This window comes from Microcystis panniformis FACHB-1757, from assembly GCF_001264245.1.
In the GTDB taxonomy this organism is placed as follows: Bacteria; Cyanobacteriota; Cyanobacteriia; order Cyanobacteriales; family Microcystaceae; genus Microcystis; species Microcystis panniformis.
The window spans coordinates 2,086,858-2,113,266 of sequence record NZ_CP011339.1 but is presented as its reverse complement, the minus strand read 5'-3'; the positions used below and the strand labels follow the sequence as shown (position 1 = coordinate 2,113,266).

Annotated in this window: 16 protein-coding genes and 6 pseudogenes; 15 read left to right on the top strand and 7 right to left on the bottom strand. The window is 42.3% G+C overall.

Going from position 1 to position 26,409, the window contains the following annotated elements:
* Positions 1-13: 13 nt before the first annotated feature.
* The 4 genes and pseudogenes from VL20_RS33745 to VL20_RS10140 form a co-directional block, all read left to right on the top strand.
* Positions 14-79, top strand: a pseudogene (locus VL20_RS33745) (DUF4351 domain-containing protein); the annotation flags it as partial.
* 50 nt (positions 80-129) lie between these two features.
* Entirely contained in the window at positions 130-366 is a 237-nt protein-coding gene (locus VL20_RS33740; RefSeq protein ID WP_052278433.1) for a hypothetical protein, read from the top strand.
* 36 nt (positions 367-402) lie between these two features.
* On the top strand, positions 403-870 hold the full coding sequence (locus VL20_RS33735) for a hypothetical protein (protein WP_052278432.1): 468 nt from the start codon (positions 403-405) through the stop codon (positions 868-870).
* 258 nt (positions 871-1,128) lie between these two features.
* Positions 1,129-6,324 carry a beta strand repeat-containing protein gene (locus tag VL20_RS10140; RefSeq protein ID WP_052276427.1) on the top strand — a complete coding sequence of 1,732 codons (5,196 nt, stop codon included), beginning with the start codon at positions 1,129-1,131 and terminating at the stop codon, positions 6,322-6,324.
* 164 nt (positions 6,325-6,488) lie between these two features.
* Here VL20_RS10140 and tumA read toward each other — a convergent pair whose 3' ends face one another.
* Positions 6,489-6,731: an antitoxin TumA gene (tumA, locus tag VL20_RS10135; RefSeq protein ID WP_052276426.1), complete on the bottom strand. Its 243-nt coding sequence runs from the start codon at positions 6,729-6,731 to the stop codon at positions 6,489-6,491.
* Between the two features lie 624 nt (positions 6,732-7,355).
* Between tumA and VL20_RS10125 the strand changes: the two genes are divergently transcribed.
* Complete coding sequence (locus VL20_RS10125; protein ID WP_128575184.1) at positions 7,356-10,472, top strand: TIGR03032 family protein; 3,117 nt, start codon at positions 7,356-7,358, stop codon at positions 10,470-10,472.
* A gap of 148 nt (positions 10,473-10,620) precedes the next feature.
* Here the strand turns inward: VL20_RS10125 and VL20_RS10120 are convergent, their stop codons facing one another.
* A complete protein-coding gene (locus VL20_RS10120; protein ID WP_052276425.1) occupies positions 10,621-11,502 on the bottom strand; it encodes a glutaminase in 882 nt (293 codons plus the stop codon).
* A 15-nt stretch (positions 11,503-11,517) separates the two neighbouring features.
* On the opposite strand from VL20_RS10120, the gene VL20_RS10115 reads away from it, so the two are divergent.
* On the top strand, positions 11,518-12,744 hold the full coding sequence (locus VL20_RS10115; protein ID WP_052276424.1) for a molybdopterin molybdotransferase MoeA: 1,227 nt from the start codon (positions 11,518-11,520) through the stop codon (positions 12,742-12,744).
* Between the two features lie 164 nt (positions 12,745-12,908).
* Positions 12,909-13,472 (top strand): annotated as a pseudogene (locus VL20_RS33730) (PEP-CTERM sorting domain-containing protein).
* Positions 13,473-13,536: 64 nt separating this feature from the next.
* On the opposite strand, the gene VL20_RS10105 reads toward VL20_RS33730, so the two are convergent.
* The 3 genes from VL20_RS10105 to VL20_RS32510 all read right to left on the bottom strand — a co-directional run bounded on the left by VL20_RS10105 (position 13,537) and on the right by VL20_RS32510 (position 16,612).
* Entirely contained in the window at positions 13,537-14,427 is an 891-nt protein-coding gene (locus tag VL20_RS10105) for an Rpn family recombination-promoting nuclease/putative transposase (RefSeq protein WP_052276422.1), read from the bottom strand.
* A gap of 397 nt (positions 14,428-14,824) precedes the next feature.
* Positions 14,825-16,465 carry an MBL fold metallo-hydrolase gene (locus VL20_RS10100; RefSeq protein ID WP_052276421.1) on the bottom strand — a complete coding sequence of 547 codons (1,641 nt, stop codon included), beginning with the start codon at positions 16,463-16,465 and terminating at the stop codon, positions 14,825-14,827.
* Positions 16,466-16,489: 24 nt separating this feature from the next.
* Positions 16,490-16,612: a hypothetical protein gene (locus VL20_RS32510; protein ID WP_002737208.1), complete on the bottom strand. Its 123-nt coding sequence runs from the start codon at positions 16,610-16,612 to the stop codon at positions 16,490-16,492.
* Between the two features lie 662 nt (positions 16,613-17,274).
* Between VL20_RS32510 and VL20_RS10095 the strand changes: the two genes are divergently transcribed.
* A complete protein-coding gene (locus VL20_RS10095) occupies positions 17,275-17,934 on the top strand; it encodes a type II restriction-modification system restriction endonuclease (protein WP_052276420.1) in 660 nt (219 codons plus the stop codon).
* 2 nt (positions 17,935-17,936) lie between these two features.
* Positions 17,937-19,390, top strand: a pseudogene (locus VL20_RS10090) (SAM-dependent methyltransferase).
* 18 nt (positions 19,391-19,408) lie between these two features.
* On the opposite strand, the pseudogene VL20_RS28030 reads toward VL20_RS10090, so the two are convergent.
* Positions 19,409-19,573 (bottom strand): annotated as a pseudogene (locus VL20_RS28030) (helicase); the annotation flags it as partial.
* Between the two features lie 301 nt (positions 19,574-19,874).
* On the opposite strand from VL20_RS28030, the gene VL20_RS28025 reads away from it, so the two are divergent.
* From VL20_RS28025 to cysK, 5 genes and pseudogenes are all read left to right on the top strand, one after another.
* Positions 19,875-20,111: a helix-turn-helix domain-containing protein gene (locus tag VL20_RS28025; RefSeq protein WP_369800453.1), complete on the top strand. Its 237-nt coding sequence runs from the start codon at positions 19,875-19,877 to the stop codon at positions 20,109-20,111.
* Positions 20,112-20,249: 138 nt separating this feature from the next.
* Positions 20,250-21,257: pseudogene (locus VL20_RS10080) on the top strand (RNA-guided endonuclease InsQ/TnpB family protein); the annotation flags it as partial.
* Between the two features lie 125 nt (positions 21,258-21,382).
* Positions 21,383-21,529 carry a hypothetical protein gene (locus VL20_RS31700; protein WP_167341543.1) on the top strand — a complete coding sequence of 49 codons (147 nt, stop codon included), beginning with the start codon at positions 21,383-21,385 and terminating at the stop codon, positions 21,527-21,529.
* Between the two features lie 106 nt (positions 21,530-21,635).
* Positions 21,636-22,870, top strand: a pseudogene (locus VL20_RS10075) (RNA-guided endonuclease InsQ/TnpB family protein).
* A gap of 88 nt (positions 22,871-22,958) precedes the next feature.
* Positions 22,959-23,918, top strand: a complete 960-nt coding sequence (gene cysK, locus VL20_RS10070; RefSeq protein ID WP_052276418.1) for a cysteine synthase A — start codon at positions 22,959-22,961, stop codon at positions 23,916-23,918.
* A gap of 112 nt (positions 23,919-24,030) precedes the next feature.
* Here cysK and VL20_RS10065 read toward each other — a convergent pair whose 3' ends face one another.
* A complete protein-coding gene (locus VL20_RS10065) occupies positions 24,031-24,759 on the bottom strand; it encodes a hypothetical protein (RefSeq protein ID WP_052276417.1) in 729 nt (242 codons plus the stop codon).
* Between the two features lie 520 nt (positions 24,760-25,279).
* Between VL20_RS10065 and VL20_RS10060 the strand changes: the two genes are divergently transcribed.
* Positions 25,280-26,389 (top strand): DUF2235 domain-containing protein, encoded by a 1,110-nt coding sequence (locus VL20_RS10060; RefSeq protein ID WP_052276416.1) that lies wholly within the window; start codon positions 25,280-25,282, stop codon positions 26,387-26,389.
* Positions 26,390-26,409: the final 20 nt, after the last annotated feature.

Sequence of the window (26,409 nt, the reverse complement as noted above, 5' to 3'; positions counted from 1 at the left end):
GACTTGTGAGAGAGAAGCTTTATTCGACTTCTCTACGGTTGAAGATTTAATCAATTGGTTAAATACTTTAACTGCTTAGTTCTTATGTTAGCGATCGCCTTTTGTCCATCACCCACTAAAATTGTCATAATGAACCCAACAACCGCCAATTATGATGAACCCTGGAAAGAAGCATTAACCGAGTATTTTGAAGCGTTTTTATACTTCTTTTTTCCTGAAGTTCACCAATTGATTGATTGGACAAAAATTCCTGAATCCCTAGAAAAAGAACTCAAACGGATTACCGCTTCAGCAAGGACAAAAAAACGTTTCGCTGACAAACTCTATTCAGTTATCAGTTATCAGTTATCAGTTATCAGTGACTAATTGGAAACAAGTAGCAATCCCTTTGCTATAATCGCCATGGCACACCTGAAAACAAAAGCGACTACTGGGAAGCTGCCAGAACGGGAACAGTGGAAGTGGAGGTTAATCAGGGGATTATATGAAAAGGAGTTCGAGAGGGAACAGATAATTAAACTGTTTGAAATCATCGACAATATGATGACTTTATCCCCTGAATTACAGTCAAGTTTAGAGAGTAAAATCAAACAATTTGAGGAGGAAAGAACCATGCCTTTAATGAGTAATATGGAGTTACGAGGAATCGAACGCGGTAAGGAAATTGGTAAGGAAATTGGCGCGTTAGAAAATGCTCGTGATTTTGTCAAAACAGTTTTGCAAGCTCGCTTAGGTGAAGTTACTTTAGATGTGGAACAATACCTGAATAAAGTTTCGGTACTATCTACATTACAAGAGATTGTTAAATTAGCAGCTACCGCTAATTCTCTCGCAGAATTTAAGCAGTCTTTCGCAAGAATCCAATCCTAGAACTTCTTTAGAAAACGGGTTTCTGCAAACGCCTATTTAGAAACCCGTTTTCTTGTATAAATGTTAATTTTTGTCATAGCACCCTTGAAAGATTGGCGATTTTTTGCATAATACCATTTTTCTAAAGTAATGGCAGAGATGGTTAATTGCCCTCACCCCCAATCCCTATCTCAGAAAGGGAGAGGGGCAAGGGGATGAGGGACACGAATAAAGAAAAATGGTATAAAATAGCACCAGTCGTCTTTTGCGTTCAATGTCATGACTTCTACCCTGTTGCCGAGCCTTCCTGCTGTTTACGATATTTTGTTCGATTTCGCTCAATCTGATGGTTTTTGGGCAAATTTAGAAACTGCTTTTGGCACAAGTTATGATGTGGTTAAAGCGACGCAATTACGACAGCAGTGGCAAAGTCGAGATTTTAGTCAACTTCCCCCTATTACAGTTAAAAACCTTGGCAATTCAGGGATTTTCGGCGCATATTCCAGCAGTACCAATAAGATTTATATTTCTCAAACCCTGATTGATTCGGGGGACGCTACCACCCTCAGCGCGGTGTTATTAGAAGAAATTGGGCATTTTATCGACGCGCAAATCAACAGCAGCGACACGCCGGGGGATGAGGGGCAGTTATTTTCGGCGCTGGTGCGGGGGGAAGTGCTGACAGGGGAGCAAATCGCGGCGATTCAAGGAGAAAATGACGCGGCGACTATTACCGTTGATGGGCAAGCGATTAGTGTGGAAATGGCATTTAGTACCCCTACTAACTTTTCCGTGGGTATTTTTCCCCGTTCCGTGACAGTAGGGGACTTCAACGGCGACGGCAAATCCGATTTGGCTACGGCGAACGCTTTCAGCAACAACGTCTCGGTGCTATTAGGAACCGGCACGGGCAGTTTCGGCACCGCCACTAACTTTTCCGTGGGGACTGCTCCCTATTCCGTGACAGTAGGGGACTTCAACGGCGACGGCAAATCCGATTTGGCAACAGCGAACTTGTACGGCAACAACGTCTCGGTGCTATTAGGAACCGGCACGGGCAGTTTTGGACCCGCCACTGACTTTTCCGTGGGGAGTCGTCCCTTTTCCGTGACGGTAGGGGACTTCAACGGCGACGGCAAATCCGATTTGGCTGTGGCGAACTATTTCAGCAGCAACGTCTCAGTGTTATTAGGAACCGGCACGGGCAGTTTCGGTACTGCTACTAACTTTACCGTGGGGAATGGTCCCGCTTCCGTGACGGTAGGAGACTTCAACGGCGACGGCAAATCCGATTTGGCTGTGGCGAACTATTTCAGCAGCACCGTCTCAGTGCTATTAGGAACCGGTACAGGCAGTTTTGGCACCGCCACTGACTTTTCCGTGGGGAGTCGTCCCTTTTCCGTGACGGTAGGAGACTTCAACGGTGACGGCAAATCCGATTTGGCAACAGCGAACTTGCACGGCAACAACGTATCGGTGCTATTAGGAACCGGCACAGGCAGTTTTGGCACCGCCACCAACTTTTCCGTGGGGAATGGTCCCTTGTCCATGACAGTAGGGGACTTCAACAGCGACGGCAAATCCGATTTGGCTGTAGCGAACTTGTCCAGCAACAACGTATCGGTGCTATTAGGAACCGGCACGGGCAGTTTTGGACCCGCCACTAACTTTACTGTGGGGAGTAGTCCCCGTTCCGTGACGGTGGGAGACTTCAACGGCGACGGCAAATCTGACTTGACAACGGCGAACTTTAACAGCAACAACGTCTCAGTCATCCTCAATACCACCCCGAAAATTACCATCGCCCCCGGCACCAACCCCGTAGAAGGGGGAACCGTCGGCAACTTTATCATCACCCTAGACACCCCCGCGCCCACGGGTGGGATAGTGGTCAACTTCAACACCACTGGCAGTACCGCCACCATTCTCGCCGACTATTCCCTCACTGCTGGCACAAATATCACCGCAGTAACCGCCAACACCTTCACCATCGCTGCTGGAGCCACCACCGCTACCCTCAACGTGGTCGCCGTATCCGATGCAGTAAATGACCCCAACGAAACCGTCAAAGTCAACCTGACATCGGGGGGAGACTACATCCTTGGTGCCAACTCTAGCGCCAGCTTTAATCCTGCTACTAACTTTTCCGTGGGGAATCGTCCCCGTTCCGTGACGGTAGGGGACTTCAACGGCGACGGCAAATCCGATTTGGCTGTGGCGAACACTGGTAGCAGCACCGTCTCGGTGCTATTGGGAACCGGTACGGGCAGTTTCGGCACCGCCACTAACTTTACCGTGGGGATTAGTCCCTGGTCCGTGACGGTAGGGGACTTCAACGGCGACGGCAAATCCGATTTGGCTGTGGCGAACACTGGTAGCAGCACCGTCTCGGTGCTATTGGGAACCGGTACGGGCAGTTTCGGCACCGCCACTAACTTTACCGTGGGGATTAGTCCCTGGTCCGTGACGGTAGGGGACTTCAACGGCGACGGCAAATCCGACTTGGCAACAGCGAACATTTTGGACAACAACGTCTCAGTGCTATTAGGAACTGGCACGGGCAGTTTTGGACCCGCCACTAACTTTTCTGTGGGGATTAATCCCCTTTCCGTGACAGTAGGGGACTTCAACGGCGACGGCAAATCCGATTTGGCTACGGCGAACATTTTGGACAACAACGTCTCAGTGCTATTAGGAACCGGCACGGGCAGTTTTGGCACGCCCACTAACTTTTCTGTGGGGAGTGGTCTCTTTTCCGTGACGGTAGGGGACTTCAACGGCGACGGCAAATCCGATTTGGCTACGGCGAACGCTAACGGCAACAACGTATCGGTGCTATTAGGAACCGGCACGGGCAGTTTTGGACCCGCTACCAACTTTTCCGTGGGGAGTGAACCCGTGTCCGTGGCAGTAGGAGACTTCAACGGCGACGGCAAATCCGATTTGGCTGTGGCGAACACTGGTAGCAGCACCGTCTCGGTGCTATTGGGAACCGGTACGGGCAGTTTCGGCACCGCCACTAACTTTACCGTGGGGATTAGTCCCTGGTCCGTGACGGTAGGGGACTTCAACGGCGACGGCAAATCCGACTTGGCAACAGCGAACCGATACGGCAACAACATCTCAGTCCTCCTCAATGCCGACCCCACCGCCACCGTCACCATTACCGATGTTTCTCAACCCGCAATTTCTCTTACTATCAACGATGTTACCCTTACCGAAGGCAATAGCGGCACCACTAACGCGGTCTTTACCGTGAGCCTTTCTAGTGCTGCTAGTACCGTTGTGAGCGTCAATTATGCCACCGCTAACGGTACAGCCACCGCCGGAACCGATTACACTGCTATTCCTCCCACCACCTTAACCTTCAATCCGGGAGAAACTTCTAAAACGATTACAGTTGCAGTTAATGGCGATAACCAAGTTGAACTCAATGAGACATTTTTCCTCAATCTCAGCAATTTACAAGCCAATGGCAGTAATGTCATCTTAGCTGATAATCAAGGTCAAGGTACGATTACCAATGATGACAGCGCATCGATTGCGATTAGTGATGTCACAATTACCGAAGGAAATAGCGGGACGACTAATGCAGTATTTACTGTCACTCTTTCTAATGCAGTTGATACAGCAGTAACGGTTAATTACGCCACAGCCGATGGAACCGCTACCACAGCGGATAACGATTATACGGCGATTGCTACTACTCCCTTAATCTTCAATGCTGGTGAGACTTCTAAGACGATTACTGTTGCTGTTAATGGCGATAACCAAGTTGAAAGTAACGAGACTTTCTTCGTTAATCTGAGTAATTTACAAACCAATGGTCGTAACGTCACCTTAGCCGATAATCAGGGACAGGGAACAATTCTCAATGACGATACCAGTGTGACTCTTGCGGTTGCTCCTAGTAGTGTTACTGAAGACGGGACAAGTAATCTCATCTACATCTTCACTCGTACCGGAGTAACAAGTAATGCTTTAACGGTTAACTATAGTATTGGTGGGACAGCAACCAACGGAACCGATTACACTTTGCTTCCTACCAGTGTCACCTTCGAGGCTAATTTTACAACTGCGACTGTAACAGTTGACCCGACTGCTGATACTACTGTTGAAGCGGATGAAACCGTCGCTTTAACCCTCACTGCGGGGACTGATTATACGATAGGTACGACTACTCCAGTTACGGGGACAATTACGAATGATGATCTCATACTTCCTAGTATTACTCTTGCGATTTCTCCTAGTAGTGTTACTGAAGACGGGACAAGTAATCTCATCTATATCTTCATTCGTACAGGAGATACAACTAATCCCTTAACGGTTAACTATAGTATTGGTGGGACAGCAACCAACGGAACCGATTACACTTTGCTTCCTACAACCGTTATCTTCGAGGCTAATTCTGCGATTGCTACCGTAACCGTTGATTCCACTGCTGACACAATAGTAGAAAGTGATGAAACTGTCATTTTAACCCTCGCTGCGGGGACAGGTTATACAGTAGGTACTCCTAACGCAGCCACGGGGACAATTACCAATGATGATACCAGTGTCACCTCGCAACTCTCCATCAACGACATCACCGTAGTGGAAGGTAAAGATAATAATGCCATCCTCACCGTCACGGTTGATAATCCCAATCCGCAACAAATTACCGTCAATTATACTACTGCACCCATTAACGCTACCGCCAATGTAGATTACACTAGCCAGACAGGAACCCTCACCATTGCACCTAATACTTCCACCGCTACTATTAGCATTCCCCTCCTCAATGATAACCTCAATGAACCTGATGAAGTCTTCACCGTCACCCTCTCCAATCCGGTTAATGCTACCGTTAATCCCGACGAAGCAATTGGACAGGTAATTATTACTGACACCCTACAAAGCGCAATTACTCGCACCTTACCCAACAATGTGGAAAATCTCAGACTAATTGGCACTAATAATATTAATGGTACAGGTAACGCTGGTAACAATAAAATCACTGGAAATAGTGGCAATAATCAAATCAATGGACGTGCGGGAATCGATACCTTAACCGGTGGTTTAGGTGCAGATACTTTCATCTTCCAATTTGGCCAATCTACCATATCAACAAGCGATCGTATCACAGATTTTGCCATCAATAGTGATAAAATTGACTTATTAACTCAAGGTGGAACTGCCACGAGTGCGCCTAGTAGTTTCAGTCGTGCTGCTAATAGCACTGTCACCACTTTACAGAATTTAGTCAATCAGGTATTTACTGATGCCAATGGAGCGACTACAGGTAATCAAGGATTAGGGGTTAATAGTGCCGCCTTAGTGCAGGTAACAACCGGTGCGATCGCTGGAACTTACCTCGTTATTAATGATAGCACAGATGGCTTCCAATCCAGCAATGATTTATTAATAAATATCACCGGATTTACTGGCACTTTACCAGCTTTAGGGAGCATTCCAGTGAGTAATTTCTTTATCTAAGTGTCTAAGGTGTAGGGTGCGTTAGTCGGCTATCAATTCCGTCAAAAAACCAAAATTAACAAGCCGCCGTAACGCACCACCTCTATCATTAAATCGGTGTGTTACGCTATCGCGCTTCACACCCTACTGGCTCCACAATTGCTTGCTCTACTTGATTGAGGTAATCAGATAAAAGTTTCAGCAGCATGATTTAATATTTGTTCTAATTCTTGACGCAAAGCAAGGTAATGACGATAATCGTTTGCCCATTCTATAAATATTATATCATCTGATAATGTTCCCTGATTGTATTGGTTATAAAAATCTTCGGAATCCATTTTATGTTGGTTCTCATAAACGCTAAGTCGCTTGGCAACAGCAATCAAAGCATCTAAAGATGATGTATATTGAATGGTCTGTTTACGCATTTTTCTTTTACTCCAAAATAGGGTTTGCTGAATAAATTTGAAATGTAGGCAAAGTAAAGGTTTTGGGGCTTTACGAGCGAAACAGGTGCAAGATTTTGAGAGAATCGTCGTTCAAAACCTTGCGTCTTCATCGGCCCGCGTCCTGTAGGGGCGAAGCATTCGGACAATAACCTATCGGTGAAAAGGTAGATTTTCTATCCGAATGCTTCGCCCGTACTTATTCAGCAAACCCAAAATAATGATATTTTGATTATAAACGATCGCGCTCAAACAAAAACATAAATCGTAGTGGACTGACACACCTAATTTAGGTGTAGGGTGCGTTAGTCGGCTATCAATTCCGTCAAAAAACCAAAATTAACAAGCCGCCGTAACGCACCACCTCTATTATTAAATTGGTGCGTTATGCTATCGCGCTTCACACCCTACGATAAGTAGCTGGTTATAATTAAATTAAAAATGGATTTTAGGTTCGATCCCCCCTGCCCCCCTTGATAAGGGGGGTGCCGATCCCCCCTTAGTCCCCCCTTAATCCCCCCTTAATAAGGGGGGCATCTGATAATTTTTAACGCCTACCTACTTATGTAAAAATAAAATTTGCTTTAGATTTGGACTAGACAACCGATGAATCAATCAACTCCCAATACTAATCAATCTATCCCCGTAGAGATAATTGCTTCCCGTAACTTCATCGATTGGTTAGAGTCTCAGCAGATTAGTCTGGCTTTTACTACTTATCAAAGTTCTCGACTGATGTTTTTAGGAGTTAACCCTCAAGGAGGACTTTCCGGTTTTGAGCGAATATTTGACCGCGCCATGGGTTTATATACTACCCCAGAAAGGATTTATCTTAGTTCCCGCTATCAAATCTGGCAACTAGATAATGTGCTATCATCGGGACAACTTTATGATGGTTACGATAAACTTTATATTCCTAGAATTGGTTATACTACGAGTGATTTAGATATTCACGATTTAGCAATAGAAAATCTCTCTGAAAGAATTATATTTATCAGTACGATGTTAAATTGTCTGGCGACAGTCAGCGATCGCCATAGTTGTATTCCCCTATGGAAACCATCGTTTATTTCCGCTTTAGTCAATGAAGATCGTTGTCATCTCAATGGTTTAGCTTTGGTAGATGGGAAGGCGCGTTATGTCACCGCTTGTAGTCAATCAGATGTGGTGGATGGGTGGAGAGACAGAAGACAAACTGGCGGTTGTGTCATTGATATTCAGTCTAATGAAGTAATTGCTACTGGTTTATCTATGCCTCATTCTCCCCGATTTTATCAGGGTAAGTTATGGTTATTAAATGCGGGTACGGGTTACTTTGGTTATATTGATCAAGACAAAGGCATTTTTGAGCCTGTTACTTTTTGTCCTGGTTTTCTGCGCGGTTTAGCATTTGTCAGAAATTATGCCATTGTTGGATTATCTAAAAATCGTGGGGTAGATAAGACTTTTTCGGGGTTAATCTTAGATGATAATTTAATGGCTAAAGAAGCAGATCCTCGCTGTGGTCTGCTAATTATTGACTTGAAAACAGGTGAAGTTGTTCACTGGATACGCTTAGAAGGTGAAGTGACTGAACTTTATGATATACAAATCTTAGAAGGAGTTAAACGTCCCCAAGCTTTAGGATTTCAAAATGATGACATCAGTAAAATTATTACTCTTGATCCTATTTCTCCTTTAGTTGGAGGAAATATAGCAAATAATCAGCCTGATACTTCCCCAGCAGATACCCTTTATCAGCAAGCATACACCTTGCAAAAACAGCTTAAGCTTGAAGATGCGATCGCTCTCTATCAACAATTAATTAATCAATATCCCCAATATGCAGCTGCTTGGCATCAGTTGGGGGTAATCATGGATAGTTTAGGACAAATTGATCAAGCTATTTTGGCTTACAAGCAAGCTTTATTGATTAATCCTAATTATGCAGAAGCTCACAATAATTTGGGAATAATAGCAGTTAGCAAGGGAGATTTAGACGAGGCGATTATTTGCTTTAACCAAGCTATTCGTAGCAATCAAAACTATGCTTTTGCTGATAATAATTTAGGTTTAGTCTTACAAATGCAGGATAAGTTAGGGGATGCTGTGGTCAATTTTCAAGAAGCAATCAGGAAAAACCCTAATTATCCAGAAGCACACTTTAATTTAGGCAATGTGTTACAACTACAGGGAAAAATTGAAGAAGCGATCGCTTATTTTCAAACAGCAATTAAGCTTAATCCTAAATACATTAAAGCTTATAATAGTTTGGCTTTAGCGTTAGGAAGACAGGACAAAGTAGAAGCAGCTATGAGCGTATTTAAGCAAGCTTTAGCTATTCAACCTAATTCCCCAGAGGCTTTTGCTTGCTTATTTTCTATGAAGGAAATGACTTGTAATTGGGAGACAAGAGAAGCTGATTTAATTCAACTTTGGCAATTAACCGAAAACCAGTTACAAGAGGGAAAATCTACCGCAGTAACTCCCTTTGATACCTTATATAAACCTTGGTCTGCTAGTCAACAATTGCAAGTAGCTTCTAACTATGCTCAAGAGGTTAAAAGACAATTAGCCTTAGTTACTAAACCCCTCAACTTTAACCATTCACGCACCCGATCTGGACGATTAAAAATAGGTTATTTATGCCATGATTTTCGTAATCATCCCACCAGTCATTTGATGCAAAGTGTCTTTGGTTTACATGATCGCAATAACTTTGAAATAATTGCCTATTCCTATGGTCCTGATGATGGTAGTGAATATCGTCGTCGCATTGCTAATGATTGCGATCGCTTTTATGATATTGCTACTTTATCAATTACGGAATCTGCACAACGGATTTTTCATGATGGGGTGCATATTTTAGTTGATTTGATGGGATATATTGATAAGGCGCGGACACAAATATTGGCTTTAAAACCGGCACCGATTCAAGTTAATTATTTGGTTTATCCGGGGACAATGGGAGCAGATTTTATCGACTATATTATTGGTGATGCCATAGTTACACCACCAGAGTCTGCTGATGATTTTACTGAAAAATTGGTAATTTTACCGGATAGTTATCAGGCTAATGATTATCAACAAATTATATCATCTAAACCTGTTACTCGTTCCCATTATGGTCTTCCTGAATCGGGTTTTGTCTTTTGTTGTTTCAACCATACCTATAAAATTGAGCCGCAAATATTCACTGTATGGATGCAAATTTTGGCTAATGTTCCAGGTAGTGTGTTATGGTTATTTTCGAGAGTAGCTGAAGCGGAAGCAAATCTACGTCGGGAAGCAAAAGCGCGAGGAATTGATGGCGATCGCTTAATTTTTGCCCATCTCCAACCTAAGTCGGAACATTTGGCGCGACATCAACTAGCTGATTTATTTCTTGATACTTTATACTATAATGCTCATACTACTGGGAGTGATGCTTTATGGGCAGGTTTACCGATTATAACTTGTTTGGGGGAGACTTTTCCTTCCCGTGTTGGTGCTAGTTTACTGACAGCTATTGGCCTACCTGAATTAATTACTAAGAATTTAGAGGAGTATAAAAATTTAGCGATTAATTTAGCAAAATCTCCTGATAAATTGCACGAAATTAAACAGAAACTAGCACAAAATCGTCTTACTTATCCGTTATTTGATACGCTTCGTTTTACCCGCAATTTAGAAAAAGCTTATCGGACAATGTGGGATGTTTATGCTGCGGGAAAATCACCGGAGATGATCAGGATAGCCAATTGATCACTGGAATTATCAGGGTAAGCGCATCTTAACAATCCTTGACAAAATCAACTTTATCCCTCCCAGTTTTCACGGTACTTGGCCAGAAAAATCAGAAAAAGTATCGGCATTTTTTTGAGGAATTAAAGCTTATTTTCATAGATTAAATTTACTTGACAAAATGACTGATATATGTTAGTAAATTAAGTCCTAAAATTGAATTACCTTGCTCATTTAACAGAGGACTATAACAAGCGATCGCTCCCTGTTGCGGTACAATTGATAATAAGGCCCCACTAACTCCCGATTTAGTGGGAAAACCCACCTCAATAGCAAATTTTTCGGAAGCTTCATAGAGTCCACAATTAGTCATAATTTCCAGAACTATATCGGCAAAAGAAGAAGCTAAAATTAACTTACCTAAATTAGCAAGATCGGCAATTTTTCCAGATAAACAACAGATTCGATTGTAGGTTTCTAGAGCTAAATAACGATGACTGATATAACCATTTTTTTCTAATTCTAAGCTTAAAGATTGATTGTGAACATTAGGAGAAGAGTGAACAGACTCAAGCACAGATCGATCTAAAAATAATTGACAATTACCCATTTCATTTAACCATAAAAGCAAATTTTCACAGCGAGATTCCGGCGTTTCTCCTGCTAATAAATCCGCCAAAGCGATCGCACCACTGTTAATCAGAGGATTACGGGGAAAACCGCGATCCTCTTGCAGTTGAGTTAAAGAATTAAAAGGATAACTAGAAGCTTGTTTTCCCACGCGACGAAAAACAGCATCTTCCCCTAAATGGGTTAAAAGATATAATAACAAAAAAGGTTTAATCACACTCATCAAAGGAAAAGTTAAAGTTTCATCTCCCCAAGACAAAATCTCCCCCTCAAGACAGTGAATCTGGAGAGCGAAAATCTCGGGATTAACTTGGTTCAAAACCGGTATATAATAGGGAGTCTGACCCTTCCTATCCGATAAATGCACTTCCCCGACCCAAGCTTGTATATCTTCCACCCTTAATCTAGCTAATCGGTTCATTTGTTTGTTTAATCCATGTACTCAGTCAAAGAAGCAGAATCTATAATTTTAACTCAAATTCAACCCCAACAGGAAACAGAAAAAGTTTCTCTAGAGGCAGCTTTTGGGCGCATTTTAGCCGAAGATATCAGCAGTGATTTAGACTTTCCCTACTGGGATAATTCCGCAATGGATGGCTATGCTGTCCGCTACGAAGATGTCAAAGACACTAATCCAGAAAATCCCGTTACTTTAAAGATTATCGCCGAAATTCCCGCCGGCAAAGTCCCCGAAAAAATTATTCAACCCGGAGAAACAGCGCGAATATTTACGGGAGCGATGTTACCCGCCGGCAGTGATACGATTATTATGCAGGAAAATACTCAACAAAAAGGGGAGCGGGTGGCGATTCTTATCCCTCCCGAAAAAATAGGTCTTTTCGTGCGTCAACGCGGCACATTCTATCAAGCGGGAAATACTTTATTAAAAGCTGGTATTGCCATTAATTCCCCAGAAATAGCGGTTTTAGCCACGGCACAAGCTACCGAATTAACAGTTTTTTCCCGTCCCAAAGTGGCAATTTTCTCCACGGGAGATGAATTAATTAATCCCGATGAAACCCTCCAAAAAGGTCAAATTATTGACTCAAATCGCTACGCTTTAACGGCATTTGTCGCCAGTTTAGGGGCAATTCCTAGACCTTTAGGTATAATCAAAGATAGTCCCGAACTTCTCAGAGAAACTATCAGAAAAGCCGTTAATTCTAGTGCTATCGTCCTTTCCACCGGCGGTGTTTCCGTGGGAGATTACGATTATATCGAGGGAATTTTAGGGGAATTAGGAGCAGAAATTCTAATTCGCAGCGTTGCTATTCAACCGGGTAAACCCTTAACCTTCGCTACTTTTCCTAACGGTTGTATTTACTTTGGTATCCCTGGTAATCCCGTCTCTGCTTTAGTTTCCTGTTGGCGCTTCGTGCAAATGGCCATTAAAAAATTATCGGGATTGACAGATTATCAGAACAAATTTCTGCGAGTTATCACCCGCGATACTCTCAAATCTAAGGGACAAAGAGAAGTTTATCTCTGGGGAAAAATAGAAATTATCGAGGGAGTTTATCAATTTCAACTTGCTTCTGGACAACACAATTCGGCTAATTTAATTAATTTAGCGGGTACTAATGCTTTAGCCATAATTCCCCAGGGTAAAACTACTATACAAGCGGGAGAAACAGTAGAAGTTATGACTGGACTTCCCCTTTGAGAGCCAGTTTCAGATGTTGGCAAGGGTTCTTTTTTTGACTTGATTTCCTTCTCGGTAAGAATCAGGTCGAAGGACAGCAGCCGGGGAATTACGCTTAGGAACTTTTTCTATAGACCCTAATTAGGGTTTGCGGCAAAAAGTTTTTCCTGGTGGCAGGGTGTGGGGTGTGGGGTTTTACCCATTTTCAGGGAAAAAGTGCCGGAATTTTCCCCCCAAGCACATGGACCGCCAGCAACATTGTGAGTGTCACCTTCAATTTTGGTAATGGGACCCACGTTAAGTACCTAGGCAAAATTATTTACACATGACGATCATTGCCCCGTAAGGGTTTTAGCTCGATCGGGCAGGTAATTAATTTTGCATGACTACTTACCACCTTTAATCCTAATGGGGGTGATGGGTTGGATTTTAGTGTAGGAAGCTTTGTCACCAATGCCTTAGGACAATTAACCTCTGTTCCTTCTGATTGGATTGATTACTCTAATGTCAATGTCGTCTCAACCAATTCTACACAAACACCTAACGCATGGTTCGTGAATGGAGACAATGGCATTTACTTTACTAATGATTTGAACTACTCTGTCGATTTGACCAATGTATCAGGTAATATAGTTGCTGCTAACTGGACCATTCAAGGCACCCAGACACAGACAACCCCGGAACCAGGTACCGTTTTAGGCTTATTAGCGGTGGGTTCTCTGGGTTTATTGGCTCGCAAACGTCAATAAATGACCAATTCTATGGTAAGGAAGGTTTAAACGCCTTCCTTTTTGGTTAGGGGGCGATATAGTCTTATGTCCCTTTTTGCATAGCTCTAACCTGTTTAACCTCTAACTCTAAGGCGGATGCGACTTGCTCAACGCTTAACCCTAAGGCTAACAAACGAGGGACCGCCTCTAGTGCTTTGTTTAGTCTGCCTTGCTCAATGCCTTGCTCAATGCCTTGCTCAATGCCTTGCTCAATGCCTTGCTCAATGCCTTCCTGACGACCTTCCTCGCGACCTTCCTGACGACCTTCCTGACGCGCTTCCTCGCGCACATCTTGAAAATACTGAGTTTGTTTTAATTCATCTAAACTAAACATAGTTTCTATCTCCCGACGATTGAGAAGCGGTAACTTATAAACGAGAATCGTCTCTATTAATTGTAAGAGTTCTTGCGGTTTTTGGTCGGGGGTTAATTCTTCCCGCACTCTTTGGATTAATTTTCGGGTGCTATCAAGCGCTTTTGCTTTAGATAGGGTGATTAATTGCACTGTGGCTAAACCAATCGAAGTTTGAGGAGTGTTTTCTAATTCATTCAGATAAATCCGTCTCACTCGCTCGCAGTTGAGGAGTTCCCGATAGCGTTGAACTTTATCGGTTTCTACTTGAGGGTTAGGATAGACAATCACACCCCGCCAATCATTGGTTAAGTTAGTTTTACTGAGATATAAGAAGATTTCAGTGAAAAAGCGCTGATAAAAAGCCTCATCTTCTTGAAATTGTACCTCACAGAAGTAGATAGGAGTCTGGGGGTGATTATTTTGCGGCAGAAAGACTCCATCAAGACGAAAGGAAAGTTGTTTGACTTCCACTGAGTCAAAGCGGTAGTTATTGGCTTCGTTGATAGGGAGTTGAATTAATTCAAAGAAGATAGAGGGGAATGATTGAAAGAGTTGATAAAAAATCGTGTCAGTTTTCATGCTTTTATTTCTGAACCTCCCCCCCAGTATTATACTAGCTATGGAAAGTCTTACAGAGCCTGAGTTAAAATCTTCATAAGGGTTTTGTTAATTTTTTAGTATTTCTGTATGGAGCAAATCCAGGAATACTGACTCCTAACCCTGAAACTTTTTCAGCCAGCCCTAATTAAGTAGGTGGGTGGAATTAAGTAGGTGGGTGGAATTAAATATAAGATGAACGTAGCATGAAACCCAACGCCCGATTATGTTACGCTACCGCTAACCCATCCTACAAATAATTGTGCCTCCCTACTTAAATATAAGATAAACGTAGGTTGGGTTGAAGCATGAAACCCAACGCCCGATTATGTTACGCTACCGCTAACCCATCCTACAAATAATTGTGCCTCCCTAATTATTATATATTGGCCTCAAAAACGGGACAATAGCCTTCGGGAACCACTTTAAAACCGTAGAGGGGAGAAGCGGGATTCCAACAGCGCTGACTTTTGTAGTGGACACAGACACGACAGCAATCCATCTCCTCTAAAGCTTTGGTGATGCGATTGGGACTCTCGCTTAATAATTCCCGTTGGGAGACTCCCCGCAATAATAATTCTTCCCCTTGCCAGCGCGCTTCCACCAGTCCCGTATCGGCGAAATTACTCCACCGGGGATCCCGGGTGATCGGCTCTGGTAAGGTGATAGTGATGGTCGAATCCGATTCATTTAATTCTCCCTCATAGTGGCTGGGGGCCGGGGGTGTCGGTTGCATAAAGCGATCGCCAATAGGCAATTCCACCAGAGTTCCCACGGCCGGGGAATGGAGTTGATAACGGCTTTGTAATTCTTCTAAACTGGTCAAATCCGCTAGATATAGGGGCGAGCCATGGACGAACATGATATGCTGCGGTCGCAGGTTATGGATTAGTTGGGTGGTGTTGCGACTATCGCTATGTTCCGCGAGTAGATAGGTTTCTTGGCTAATTAATCGCGAACGCTGTGCCGCTTTTAATCGGGGATTCTCCAGGTTGATATCGTGCAGGTGTTGGGGAACTAAGATTAACCAAGGTTTATCCCCTTGCAGATATTTACTCACCTCCTCTAGGCGATCGATTAGTAAAATTATCGGAGTGGTTCCCCCTAGAGGTGTCGGTTTTTCTGGCAACTTTCGCAACCGGGGACAGATGCGCTCATCCCAAAATAAGGGCTGATGTTTGGCAAAATTCTGGACAGATGCGGGAAATTGCGGTAAAATTTCTAGGTAGGCATCGCAGGCTTTAGCGATCTTGCCCCCAACCCAGATATCAATGTCGCGACCTGTGAATTGGTGGTGCGATCGCAGTAATTTTAAAATTTCTTGACCCAATCCCAAAGCGGGGACGGGTAGTAGGACATTTTGTCCCTCAGCGATCGCATGATAGATGCGATTCATCAACTGTTTTTCCTGCTGTCGTCGGTGGGGATGGCGCTCTGTGCCGTAACTGCCTTCAATAATCAGCACATCGGGGGATACTCCCCGCAGCAGATCGATCGATAATCCTTCCACCAGTTGAAAATTAGATAGGGAAAAATCGCCGGTATAGAGGACTTTATAGGTGCGTTTGGGGGTTTTGTAGGTGAATAGGACCGCGGCAGCCCCGGGTAGGTGGCCGGCCGGAAAAATCTCGACGGTGAGATCATCAAAGAGAGCGAACGGCGATCGCCATGGCCAACCCTGACAAAAACTGCCGATTTCCTCAGCAGAATCGGGCCATTGTAGGGGCAGCAGTTGTACTGTCACCTCACTGGCATAAACTGGCAATTGGGGATAGGTCTGATGGAGAGCCATTAACCCACGGATGTGATCGCTGTGGGCATGACTACAGAACACCAGATCCACGGGGGGTTTTTTATTTTGGGTGAGGGGTTGCATATCGGCCAAACCGCAATCTAAAAGTATGCGATAGGGACCGATTTTCAGTAGGAGACAAACCCCTTCCGATGCGTGACCGACACCAAAAGGTAAACAGGATAAAAGGGATTTTGACCCCCAGACAGCAGTAGAGCGTTGAACCATGGCAACCCTGATCATGATAACTGGTTAGTGAGCGGAACCATTGCCATCGTAGTTATCGCTATCATAAAAACCGTTGCGGGTGCCGAAAAAGAGACAAGAGACGGTGAATACAGCCGTTAGTGCCAACAGGATTAATTTGATGTCCATATAATTAGTGCAACTCCTCAGAGGGTAATCTCCCCTCATACTAACCCAACTTTTTCGCTTGTTAGCAGCTAGGTTTCGAGTTTGGCCATGGGTGCTCACCCTCTTTCCCCCACCATCGCCCAGTCTATGTTAATAATTAACGAAGGCAGCAAGCGGAGGGCAGGAGTCCGTTTTTGTAACGGGGATTTATACTCCGCTCCAAAAACTTTTCGCCAACCAGGAGCGAGGTTTTAGACCTGTCCATTAGTCACATCTTTCTTAACATTTCAAACCTTTTTAGCACAGGGCTTTCAAGACTCGGTTAACAATCTGTAATATTCCTTGTTGACACCCTTAATGACAAAGAAAAAACTGAAATCAAGTCAGGATAAGGGTTAGAGTCCTTACTGACCAAATTGTTAAGAAATATCTCTATAAGGGATAGGTTTTAGACAAGGGTTGTGCGCGATAATTTTAGTTAATTTAAAAGTCTTGAGCAAAGCTAATCCCAAGTCACAGGACTACTTTTCTGTATCTCATATTAAGAAAAAACTATGAGCGATAATATTTTGTCTCAAGCTTCACAGCGATGTATTACATAGATGGCAGTTGACTTATAATTAAGAAAGCTTGCTAATTTTGTCAGATAGAAAAAACGAGGAGATTAATTAATTTAGCTATATATGTCAAGATTAACCCAAGAATCTTTAGGTAATGAGGCGGCTATATTTTCAGCTTTAGAGTCTCAACATCAAGAAGCTTCGCTCTACGGTGTTACAGATGGTAAAGCGATCGGAACCTACTTAGAACAAAAGTTTAAACTATATCTAAAAGAAAAATATGATTTTGTTGAGGGTAATGCAGCCAGTGGTATCGATTTTCCTGAGTTGCTGGTTGATATAAAAGTAACCAGTACTAAACAACCACAATCATCTTGTCCTTTTAAATCCGCAAGACAAAAGATTTTTGGCTTAGGATATTCCTTAATTATTTTTGTTTATGAAAAGTTAGATAATAGTCTCAATCGCACTGCCAATTTAAGAATGATCACGACAATTTTTGTATCGGCTGAAAGAACAGCTGATTTCCAGATGACTCGTGGTATTCGCAACATCTTAAACAATCAGGGTAACAAAGATGATTTAATTGCCTTTATGTTAGATAAAAACTTACCCGTTGATGAAATGGAAGCAGCCAATATAGCCGATGAAATTCTTGCTAATCCTCCAGTACAAGGATTTTTAACCATTTCCAACGCCTTACAGTGGAGACTACAATATACTAGAGTAATTGATCTTGCTGGTCAAGAAGAAGGATTAATAGCTATTTATAGAGAGAATTAGTCATGTCAGTTTCTCCAGTTAAAGTTGAATACGGCGACTTTCAAACTCCTTTAGAGTTAGCCGAAAAGATTTGCCAAAAGTTATCACAAATAAATGTTAATCCCAAGGTAATTATTGAGCCAACTTGTGGTACAGGAAACTTTTTAAAATCGGCAGCAGCTACCTTCAAACAAACTGAAAAAATTCTTGGCTTTGAAATTAATCCTAATTATGTTGCACAGATAGCCCAAGATGAGCAATTATGCCAAGATACAAGAATACAAGTTCATCAAAATAATTTTTTTGACTGTGATTGGAATGCTCTAACTCAAGCATGGAAAGAGAATATTTTATTCTTGGGGAATCTACCTTGGATAACAAACTCAAAACAGGGATTGATTAATGGTAGCAATTTACCGCAAAAAAGTAACTTTCAAGGTTATCAGGGTTTAGATGCTATCACAGGAAAAAGTAACTTTGATATTTCAGAATGGATGTTAATTAAATTGATTGAATGTCTTAATCATCGTTCAGCTTATCTGGCAATTATCTGCAAAACAGCCGTTTCTAGAAAAATTTTGAACTATATTTATACTCAGAAAATTAATCTCACCTATTCGGCAATTTATCCGATAAACACTCAAAAATATTTTCAAGCTAATGTAGATGCTTGTCTCCTATTTTGTCAATTTGATTCTCAATCAGAAAATTACTTTTGTGATGTTTTCAAGAGTTTTGAGGAAAGGGAGTTTCAGCGTATTGGTTATCAAAATGATATTCTAGTCAGAGATTTAAATACTTTTATCAGACTAGAGAAGTTATATCATCGGCATCCTCTAGTAGAAAAATGGCGTTCAGGTATTAAACATGATTGCTCAAAAGTCATGGAATTGCAGTTAGTTAATGGAATTTTTGTCAATGGTTTAAAGGAAATCGTTGATATTGAAACCACCTATCTTTATCCTCTCCTTAAAGGTTCAGATGTGGCACAAAATCGCCTAGAAATTATCAATAAATACGTTTTAGTAACTCAGAAGTTTATTGGTGAATCTACAGAAAATATGCGAGATATAGCGCCAAAAACTTGGCAGTATCTAGTTAATCATGTAGATTACTTTGGGAATAGAAAAAGCAAAATCTATCAAAATCAACCAGATTTTTCTATATTCGGCGTTGGTTCTTACACCTTCTCTCCTTTTAAAATTGCCATTTCTGGACTTTATAAGAAACTGAATTTTCAACTTATATCACCCTATCAAAATCAACCAGTTATTTTCGATGATACTGTTTACTTCTTAAGCTTTGATGATTTAGATACTGCTCAGAAAACACTACAGCTTCTCAATTCTTCCCTAGCGATGGAATTTTATTCATCTCTGATATTCTGGGATGAAAAAGACCAATAAAAACCCGTATTTTAAATAGTTTGAATTTATCAGAATTAGGGTGTATTACTAACGCTAACGCAGCTAAGTAACGCAGCTCACGGGATATTTTATGATAATTTTTTCATCTCCTCGATAATTGTCCTTGTCTCGACGCTAACGTTACACCCACGGGTTAATAAGTCAACCACTTGCTCTTTATACTTTACAAAATGATAGGTATTAAATTTCTCAGCGATGGTTTTATCTTTAGGTTTCTTTTCTTTATATTGATCTTTATACATTATCATAACTACTCTAGAATATACGCCTTTAATTTCTATGTGTTGTTCTTTCAATAGGGCTAAGTAGGTAGGCACAATTATTTGTAGGATGGGTTAGCGGTAGCGTAACATAATCGGGCGTTGGGTTTCATGCTTCAACCCAACCTACGTTCATTTTATATTTAATTCCACCCACCTACTTAGATTAGATTTAATGGTCATCGAAAATTTGGGTCTGAAACCCCGTCGTTCTACGACGGCTTTACTGTTAAATATGAGCATCGTTTACGAAATATATGCTAAAATGTGAGGTATGGAAAAAGCCTACTCGTTTCGATTTTACCCCACACCAACACAAGAGTCGCTATTGCGGCGCACATTGGGCTGTGTAAGATTAGTTTACAATAAAGCTCTCCACGAACGAACACAAGCTTGGTACGAAAAGCAAGAAAGAGTAGGCTACGCTCAAACTTCTTCAATGTTGACCGATTGGAAAAAGCAAGAAGAATTGGTTCTTCGGTTTTTGTTATGCAATGGACGGGGGTTATAAGGGATGGAACCCTTATATAGAAAGGCATTTGGCGATTTTTGTCAATTATTTTTGATCTAGAGCGAACTAATCAATTAAGTCTCTTGCCAGATAAGGATTTAGTCGATTTATGCCCCCCTATCGAACCATACTAAGTAACGAAGAACCGAAGAATTAGACTTTTTAAACGAAGTAAGCTGTGTACCTTTACAACAAGGGTTAAGACATTTACAAACAGCTTTCACTAACTTCTTTGCTGGTCGTACTAAGTATCCTAACTTTAAGAAAAAACATCAAGGAGGAAGTGCCGAATTTACCAAGTCAGCCTTTAAATTTAAAGACAAACAAATCTATTTAGCCAAATGCACAGAACCTTTACCTATTCGATGGTCAAGACAAATACCAGAAAGCTGTGAACCAAGCACAGTAACAGTCAGATTACATCCGTCTGGACGTTGGCATATTTCAATTAGATTTGATGACCCAACGATTAAGCCTTTACCAGTAACAGATAAAGCCATTGGAATTGACTTAGGAATTAGTAGCCTCGTGATTACCAGCGATGGCGACAAAGTGTCTAATCCCAAGCATTTTAAAAAGCATTATCGGAGACTGCGAAAGGCACAAAAAAATCTTTCTAGAAAACAGAAAGGCTCAAATAATCGAGAAAAAGCAAGAATCAAAGTAGCAAGGATTCACGCTCAAATCACCGATAGTAGAAAAGACCATTTACATAAGCTAACCACTCAATTAGTTCGTGAAAACCAAACGATTGTGGTTGAGAATTTAGCCGTTAAGAATCTGGTCAAAAACCCGAAATTATCTCAGGCAATATCTGATGTAAGCTGGGGAGAAATAACTCGACAATTAGCCTATAAATGCCGTTGGTATGGGAGAAACTACATCGAAATAGATAGATGGTTTCCTAGCTCTAAAAGATGTAGTAATTGCGGGTATATTGCTGAAAAAATGCCGTTAAATATTCGAGAATGGGACTGTCCAGACTGTGGGACTCACCATGACCGAGATATTAACGCGAGTAAAAATATTTTGGCCGCAGGGCTTGCGGTGTCAGTCTGTAGAGCGACCATAAGACCAGAACAGAGTAAATCTGTTAAGGCAGGTGCGAAAAATCCTTCGGGAAAGAAGCAGAAACCTAAATCGTGAGGTTTGGGAATCACCGTCCGTTCACGGCGGTGAGGATGTCAAGACCGTAATTCTGACTTTAGTAAACTATCCATAGTTATTTTAGTACAAGTATAAGCTTTGGGAAAAAAGCAATCTTATCGGTCATGGTAGTTTTGCCTGTCTCTGGGAATCAACTCGGACTGGGTGAAGAAACAAAGGAAAATGGAAATTTTGCCGATCTAGGGCTGGCCTTTGCTATAAGTGAGCTATATAGCGCCTCCTTGGCTAGTGAGGAAATTCTCAAACGCTAAAGCTGAGAGCTTACCGAAAAATTGGGTTTAAAGTTCCCCGCCCGACCTGGCGGCTTTTTCTTCTCAATAGTTGCTTATCAACCACCTCTTGTGATAAAATCAAGACATGATAGTTAGAGAAGCCAAGCTACTAAACGCCACTAAAGAGCAATACCAAGCTCTGGATGAAGCCATCCGTACCGCCCAATTTATTCGTAACAAAGCGGTTAGATACTGGATGGATAATTCGGGGTAGGAAGAAATGATTTATATGCACTGTGCAAAGTCCTTGCTCAAGAGTTCTCTTTTGCCAAAAAGTTAAACTCTGCCGCTCGTCAAGCCAGTGCAGAAAGAGCTTGGGCTTCTATTTCTAACTTCTATACTCGTTGTCGAAAAGGAGAAAAGAAAAAAGGCTATCCAAAATTCAAAAAGCATTGTCGCTCTGTTGAGTATAAGGTTTCGGGATGGAAACTCTCAGAGGATTGTATGTATATTACTTTCACTGACGGTTTTAATGCCGGTGCTTTTTCTCTTTATTGCGACAAGGAAACAAGAGAAGACCTCTTTCGACTAAAGATTAATCGTGTTCGTGTTGTACGCCGAGCCGACGGGTATTATGCCCAATTTTGCTTTGATGCTGACCGCAAAGAGCAGGGAAACTATACAGGCAATGTTATCGGTCTTGACCTGGGATTGCAATATTTTTACAAAGACCAAAACGACAATGCTGTAGTTTATCCTAAGTATTTGCGAAAAGCAGAAAAAAGGCTAAAACGTCAACAAAAACGATTAAGTAAAAAGTATAGGAAAGGGGCAAAACCTCAATCCAAGAGCTACCATCGAACCAGAAAAAGACTGGGTAAACTCCACCTGAAAGTTCAACGCCAGCGGAAAGATTGGGCGATTAAGTTAGCCCGAAACGTAGTGGCATCTAACGATGTTGTGGTGTATGAGGCTTTAAAAGTGTCGAATCTGGTCAAGAATCATAACTTGGCTAAGTCTATTACTGATGCAGGTTGGTATCAATTCACTCAATGGCTAGACTACTATGGCCAAATTTGGGATAAAGCAATAGTTGCGGTTGCACCCAACTATACTTCCCAAGATTGCTCTAATTGTGGTCATCGGGTGAAAAAGTCACTAAGCACTAGAACTCACTCTTGTCCTCACTGTGGAATTAAAATCTGTCGTGATACAAATGCGGCTTTAAATATTCTTAAAAGAGGAATGGAAGTTCTCGGGATGGAATGGCAAAACAGTACCCAAGGGCATTGGGAATCTGGGTCGGAAGACCGAAAGCATGGGGAGAAAACCGCCTCTACTATTGAAGGGAAACCAGAGATAACAAGTGGATTTCTTTGAACTATGAATAAGAATCCCCCGTCGTTCATGCGGGGAGTATGTCAACGCTATAACTAAGCACACGAATCACCCAGACAGAGAAAATATCATGCGTATCGCTCACGATGTCACCGAATTGGTTGGCCGCACACCTTTAGTACAATTGAATCGGATTCCCCAAGCGGAGGGCTGTCTTGGCCGAATTGTGATGAAATTAGAAGGGATGAATCCCGCTGCTTCCGTCAAAGACCGCATTGGCACTCACATGATTAATAGTGCCGAAAAAGCGGGTTTAATCAATCCAGAAACCACGGTTTTAGTGGAACCCACTTCTGGCAATACGGGAATTGCCCTAGCGATGACTGCGGCAGCTAAGGGTTATCGCTTAATTTTAACTATGCCGGAAACGATGAGTTTAGAGCGCCGGGCGATGTTAAAAGCCTACGGTGCTACCCTAGAACTTACCCCCGGTTCCCAAGGTATGAAAGGGGCAATTTTACGCGCGCAGCAAATTGTCGATAGTATCCCCGGCGCTTATATGTTGCAACAATTTCGCAACCCTTCTAACCCAGAAATTCACCGTCTCACCACTGCTGAGGAAATTTGGCAAGATACGGAGGGACAGGTAGATTTTATTGTTGCGGGTGTGGGTACTGGAGGCACGATTACGGGAGTCGCTGAATTGATTAAATCTCGTAAACCTAGTTTTCAAGTAGTCGCGGTGGAACCTTTCAATAGTCCGGTGATTTCTGGGGGTAATCCCGGTCCCCATAAAATTCAAGGTATCGGTGCGGGTTTTATTCCGGAAGTTTTACGCACAGATCTGATTGATGAGGTAATTACTGTCAGTGATGAGGAAGCTTTTCAATTTGGTCGTCGTCTGGCAAAAGAAGAGGGTTTACTTTCGGGGATTTCTTCCGGTGCCAATCTTTGCGCCGCGATTCAACTGGCCCAACGACCGGAAAATGAGGGTAAATTAATTGTGGTGATTCAGCCTAGTTTTGGGGAACGTTATCTGAGTACCCTGATGTTCCAAAATATCGAGGAGCGCGAGTTAACTTTGGTGTAAAAAAAATATCCTCTTCAGCCTCTAGCCGTCATCTTCATGGTGGGGTAGGATTCAGTTATCAGTTATCAGTTATCTGTTATCAGATGTGAGTTTTCAGTTCACTGTTCACTGATTACTGATTACTGTTCACTGATTTGAGGAGGGATTTTTTCACCTGTAGGGGTATTTGTAAAGGTTGCGGTTTGATTGCCTCTTTGCCAGAAAAATTATCCAATAAAGCCGATCGCACTTGCGTGTCGGTTTCTCGCGAGAGAAGATAACGGAAGTATTCTTGGCATTGTTCTCGACGACTGGGGGAAAGTTCCATTTCACTTAAACGTCGGACGGCCATTAAGCGCATTAAGGGATCATTGACTGTTAATTTTTCTAACCAGCGATCGAAGTTTTTTGACTCATTTTGACCGCGATGGTCGAGAAAATGCCATCCTAGCAGGATTAAAGTCAAAACCGTGCCAAATCCTTGCAAAATTGAGGCCAGGGCCAACCAGCGATTTTCGGCATAGGTCCAAATTGCCACAGCGAGATAGGTGGCTAAACTGCCCAAACCGCCACAGACTACCGCTAAAGTTAACTTACCGCTATCGGCACTGAAAAAAGCACGCCCCCACAGCCACAGCGATGGCCAGTTTTGCCCCTGGAGATGGTAAACTCCAATCATTGCCCCCACTCCGGTTAAAGTGGCCAGAACTAACTGCCAATTCCACGCCCAGAGGATCAAAAAACTAGCACAAGCTGCCGCCCATGTCAAGAATTGACGGGTTTTTTTTGCAGCGAGAGTTCTCATGACTCGACGCTGCAGAGCGGGGGAAAAATAGGGAGGAAGACGGAATACTGAAGACACGGGAAGTTTTTCACTGAGGGTTTGATGATCACTATAGCCTGTTCTCAGGCAGACAGATCATTTTTCTCGGTAAAAATCCTCGTGGCAAAAGAGGGAAGTGTTAGGGTGGTCCAAAATTGCGATCGAGAATCGGCTAAAGTTCAGTTTGGCGAGCTTAGGTGTTAAGATGGTTTGCAATCAAACTCAACTTTTTTTATTAATAAATAGCTCAACAATATTCTGTAAACTTATATACAGAAACCTAAAGAAATGTATTAATTTGCAGTCCTTAGGGCAGTAAATTCTGATAGACGATCTAAAGTAGTAAGTATAAATACCGCATCTAATTTTACCTAGTCACGCCAGCTATCTAACTCATCTATTTCACTTCCGAACAGAGTTAGAACTTCCTTTATCTTGGTTGAGTCTTGCGGAAATTTTACCTTAAGGAAAATCTCGATAATTTTGAGTCATGATTCACTAGAATCCTCAAATATTCCGTAAACTGGCGACTTTTAAGAAACCTAGGAGGTTCATCGCTATGAAAAGCCGTCTTATTGTTTGTTGTGATGGAACTTGGCAAGATTTAGGACAAGGTTATCCTACCAATGTTGTCAAAATGGTGCAGGCTATCACGCCACTTGATGATACTAAGGGCAACCCCATCCGTCAAATCATCTATTATGACGAAGGCATTGGGACAAAACAAACTAATGCCGAGGTGACTGATATTTTAATTAAAATTGGTGGAGGTGCTTTAGGCATTGGCATGGATCATAAGATTGAGGATGCCTATCGTTTTCTGTGCTTAAACTATCAACCTGAAGATGAAATTTATCTCTTTGGGTTTAGTCGGGGAGCTTACACTGTACGCTGTTTAGCCGGGTTAATTTATAATTGTGGTTTGTTGTATCGGGAATTTATCCGACAAATCCCCAAAGCCTACGAAATTTACCGAGAAAAACAAGACCCAAATAACGCACCTAACGGTAAAAATGCCATTGATTTCCGTAATCAGTATGGACGACGGGTTCCCATTAAAGCCTTATGCTGTTGGGATACGGTTGCTTCTTTAGGTATCCCCGATATCGTTCATTCTCTGCATTTAGATGAAAAGTTCAACGAACGTTATCACTTTTATGATTCGACCATCAATCCCACAATTGAAAAGGCGTTTCATGCAGTTGCCATTGATGAAATTCGTAAAGTCTTTGATGTAACGCTAATGCGTCCCCATTCTACCCACATCAGACAACAAAAAGAACAAGTGGTTCAAGTTTGGTTTCCGGGGGGTCATGGTTGCGTTGGTGGAGGTTCTCAGGAAGAATCTGGCCTATCCGATGGAGCTTTATTGTGGATGATGGAACAAGTCGAAGCCTTGGGTTTGACCTTAGATAAAAGTTATATTCAACATGGAGTTCATCCCAATTGTAGTGCGTATTTTGATAATACGTCAAAATGGCCATTTAATGTAGCGGGAACAGCACCTCGCCAATTTGAAGGGGATGTTAGCAATTTGCATGAAAGTGTTAAAAATCGCTGGACAGACCTGAATGTTAATCCCCCTTATAAACCCGCTATTCCCGAAATTCAAATGATGCTTGAGCAAGAGCTTGGTGCTTTGAGAAAGAAAGAAATAGTCTCTGTTTAGCACTTCGCTGCCTCAAAAAT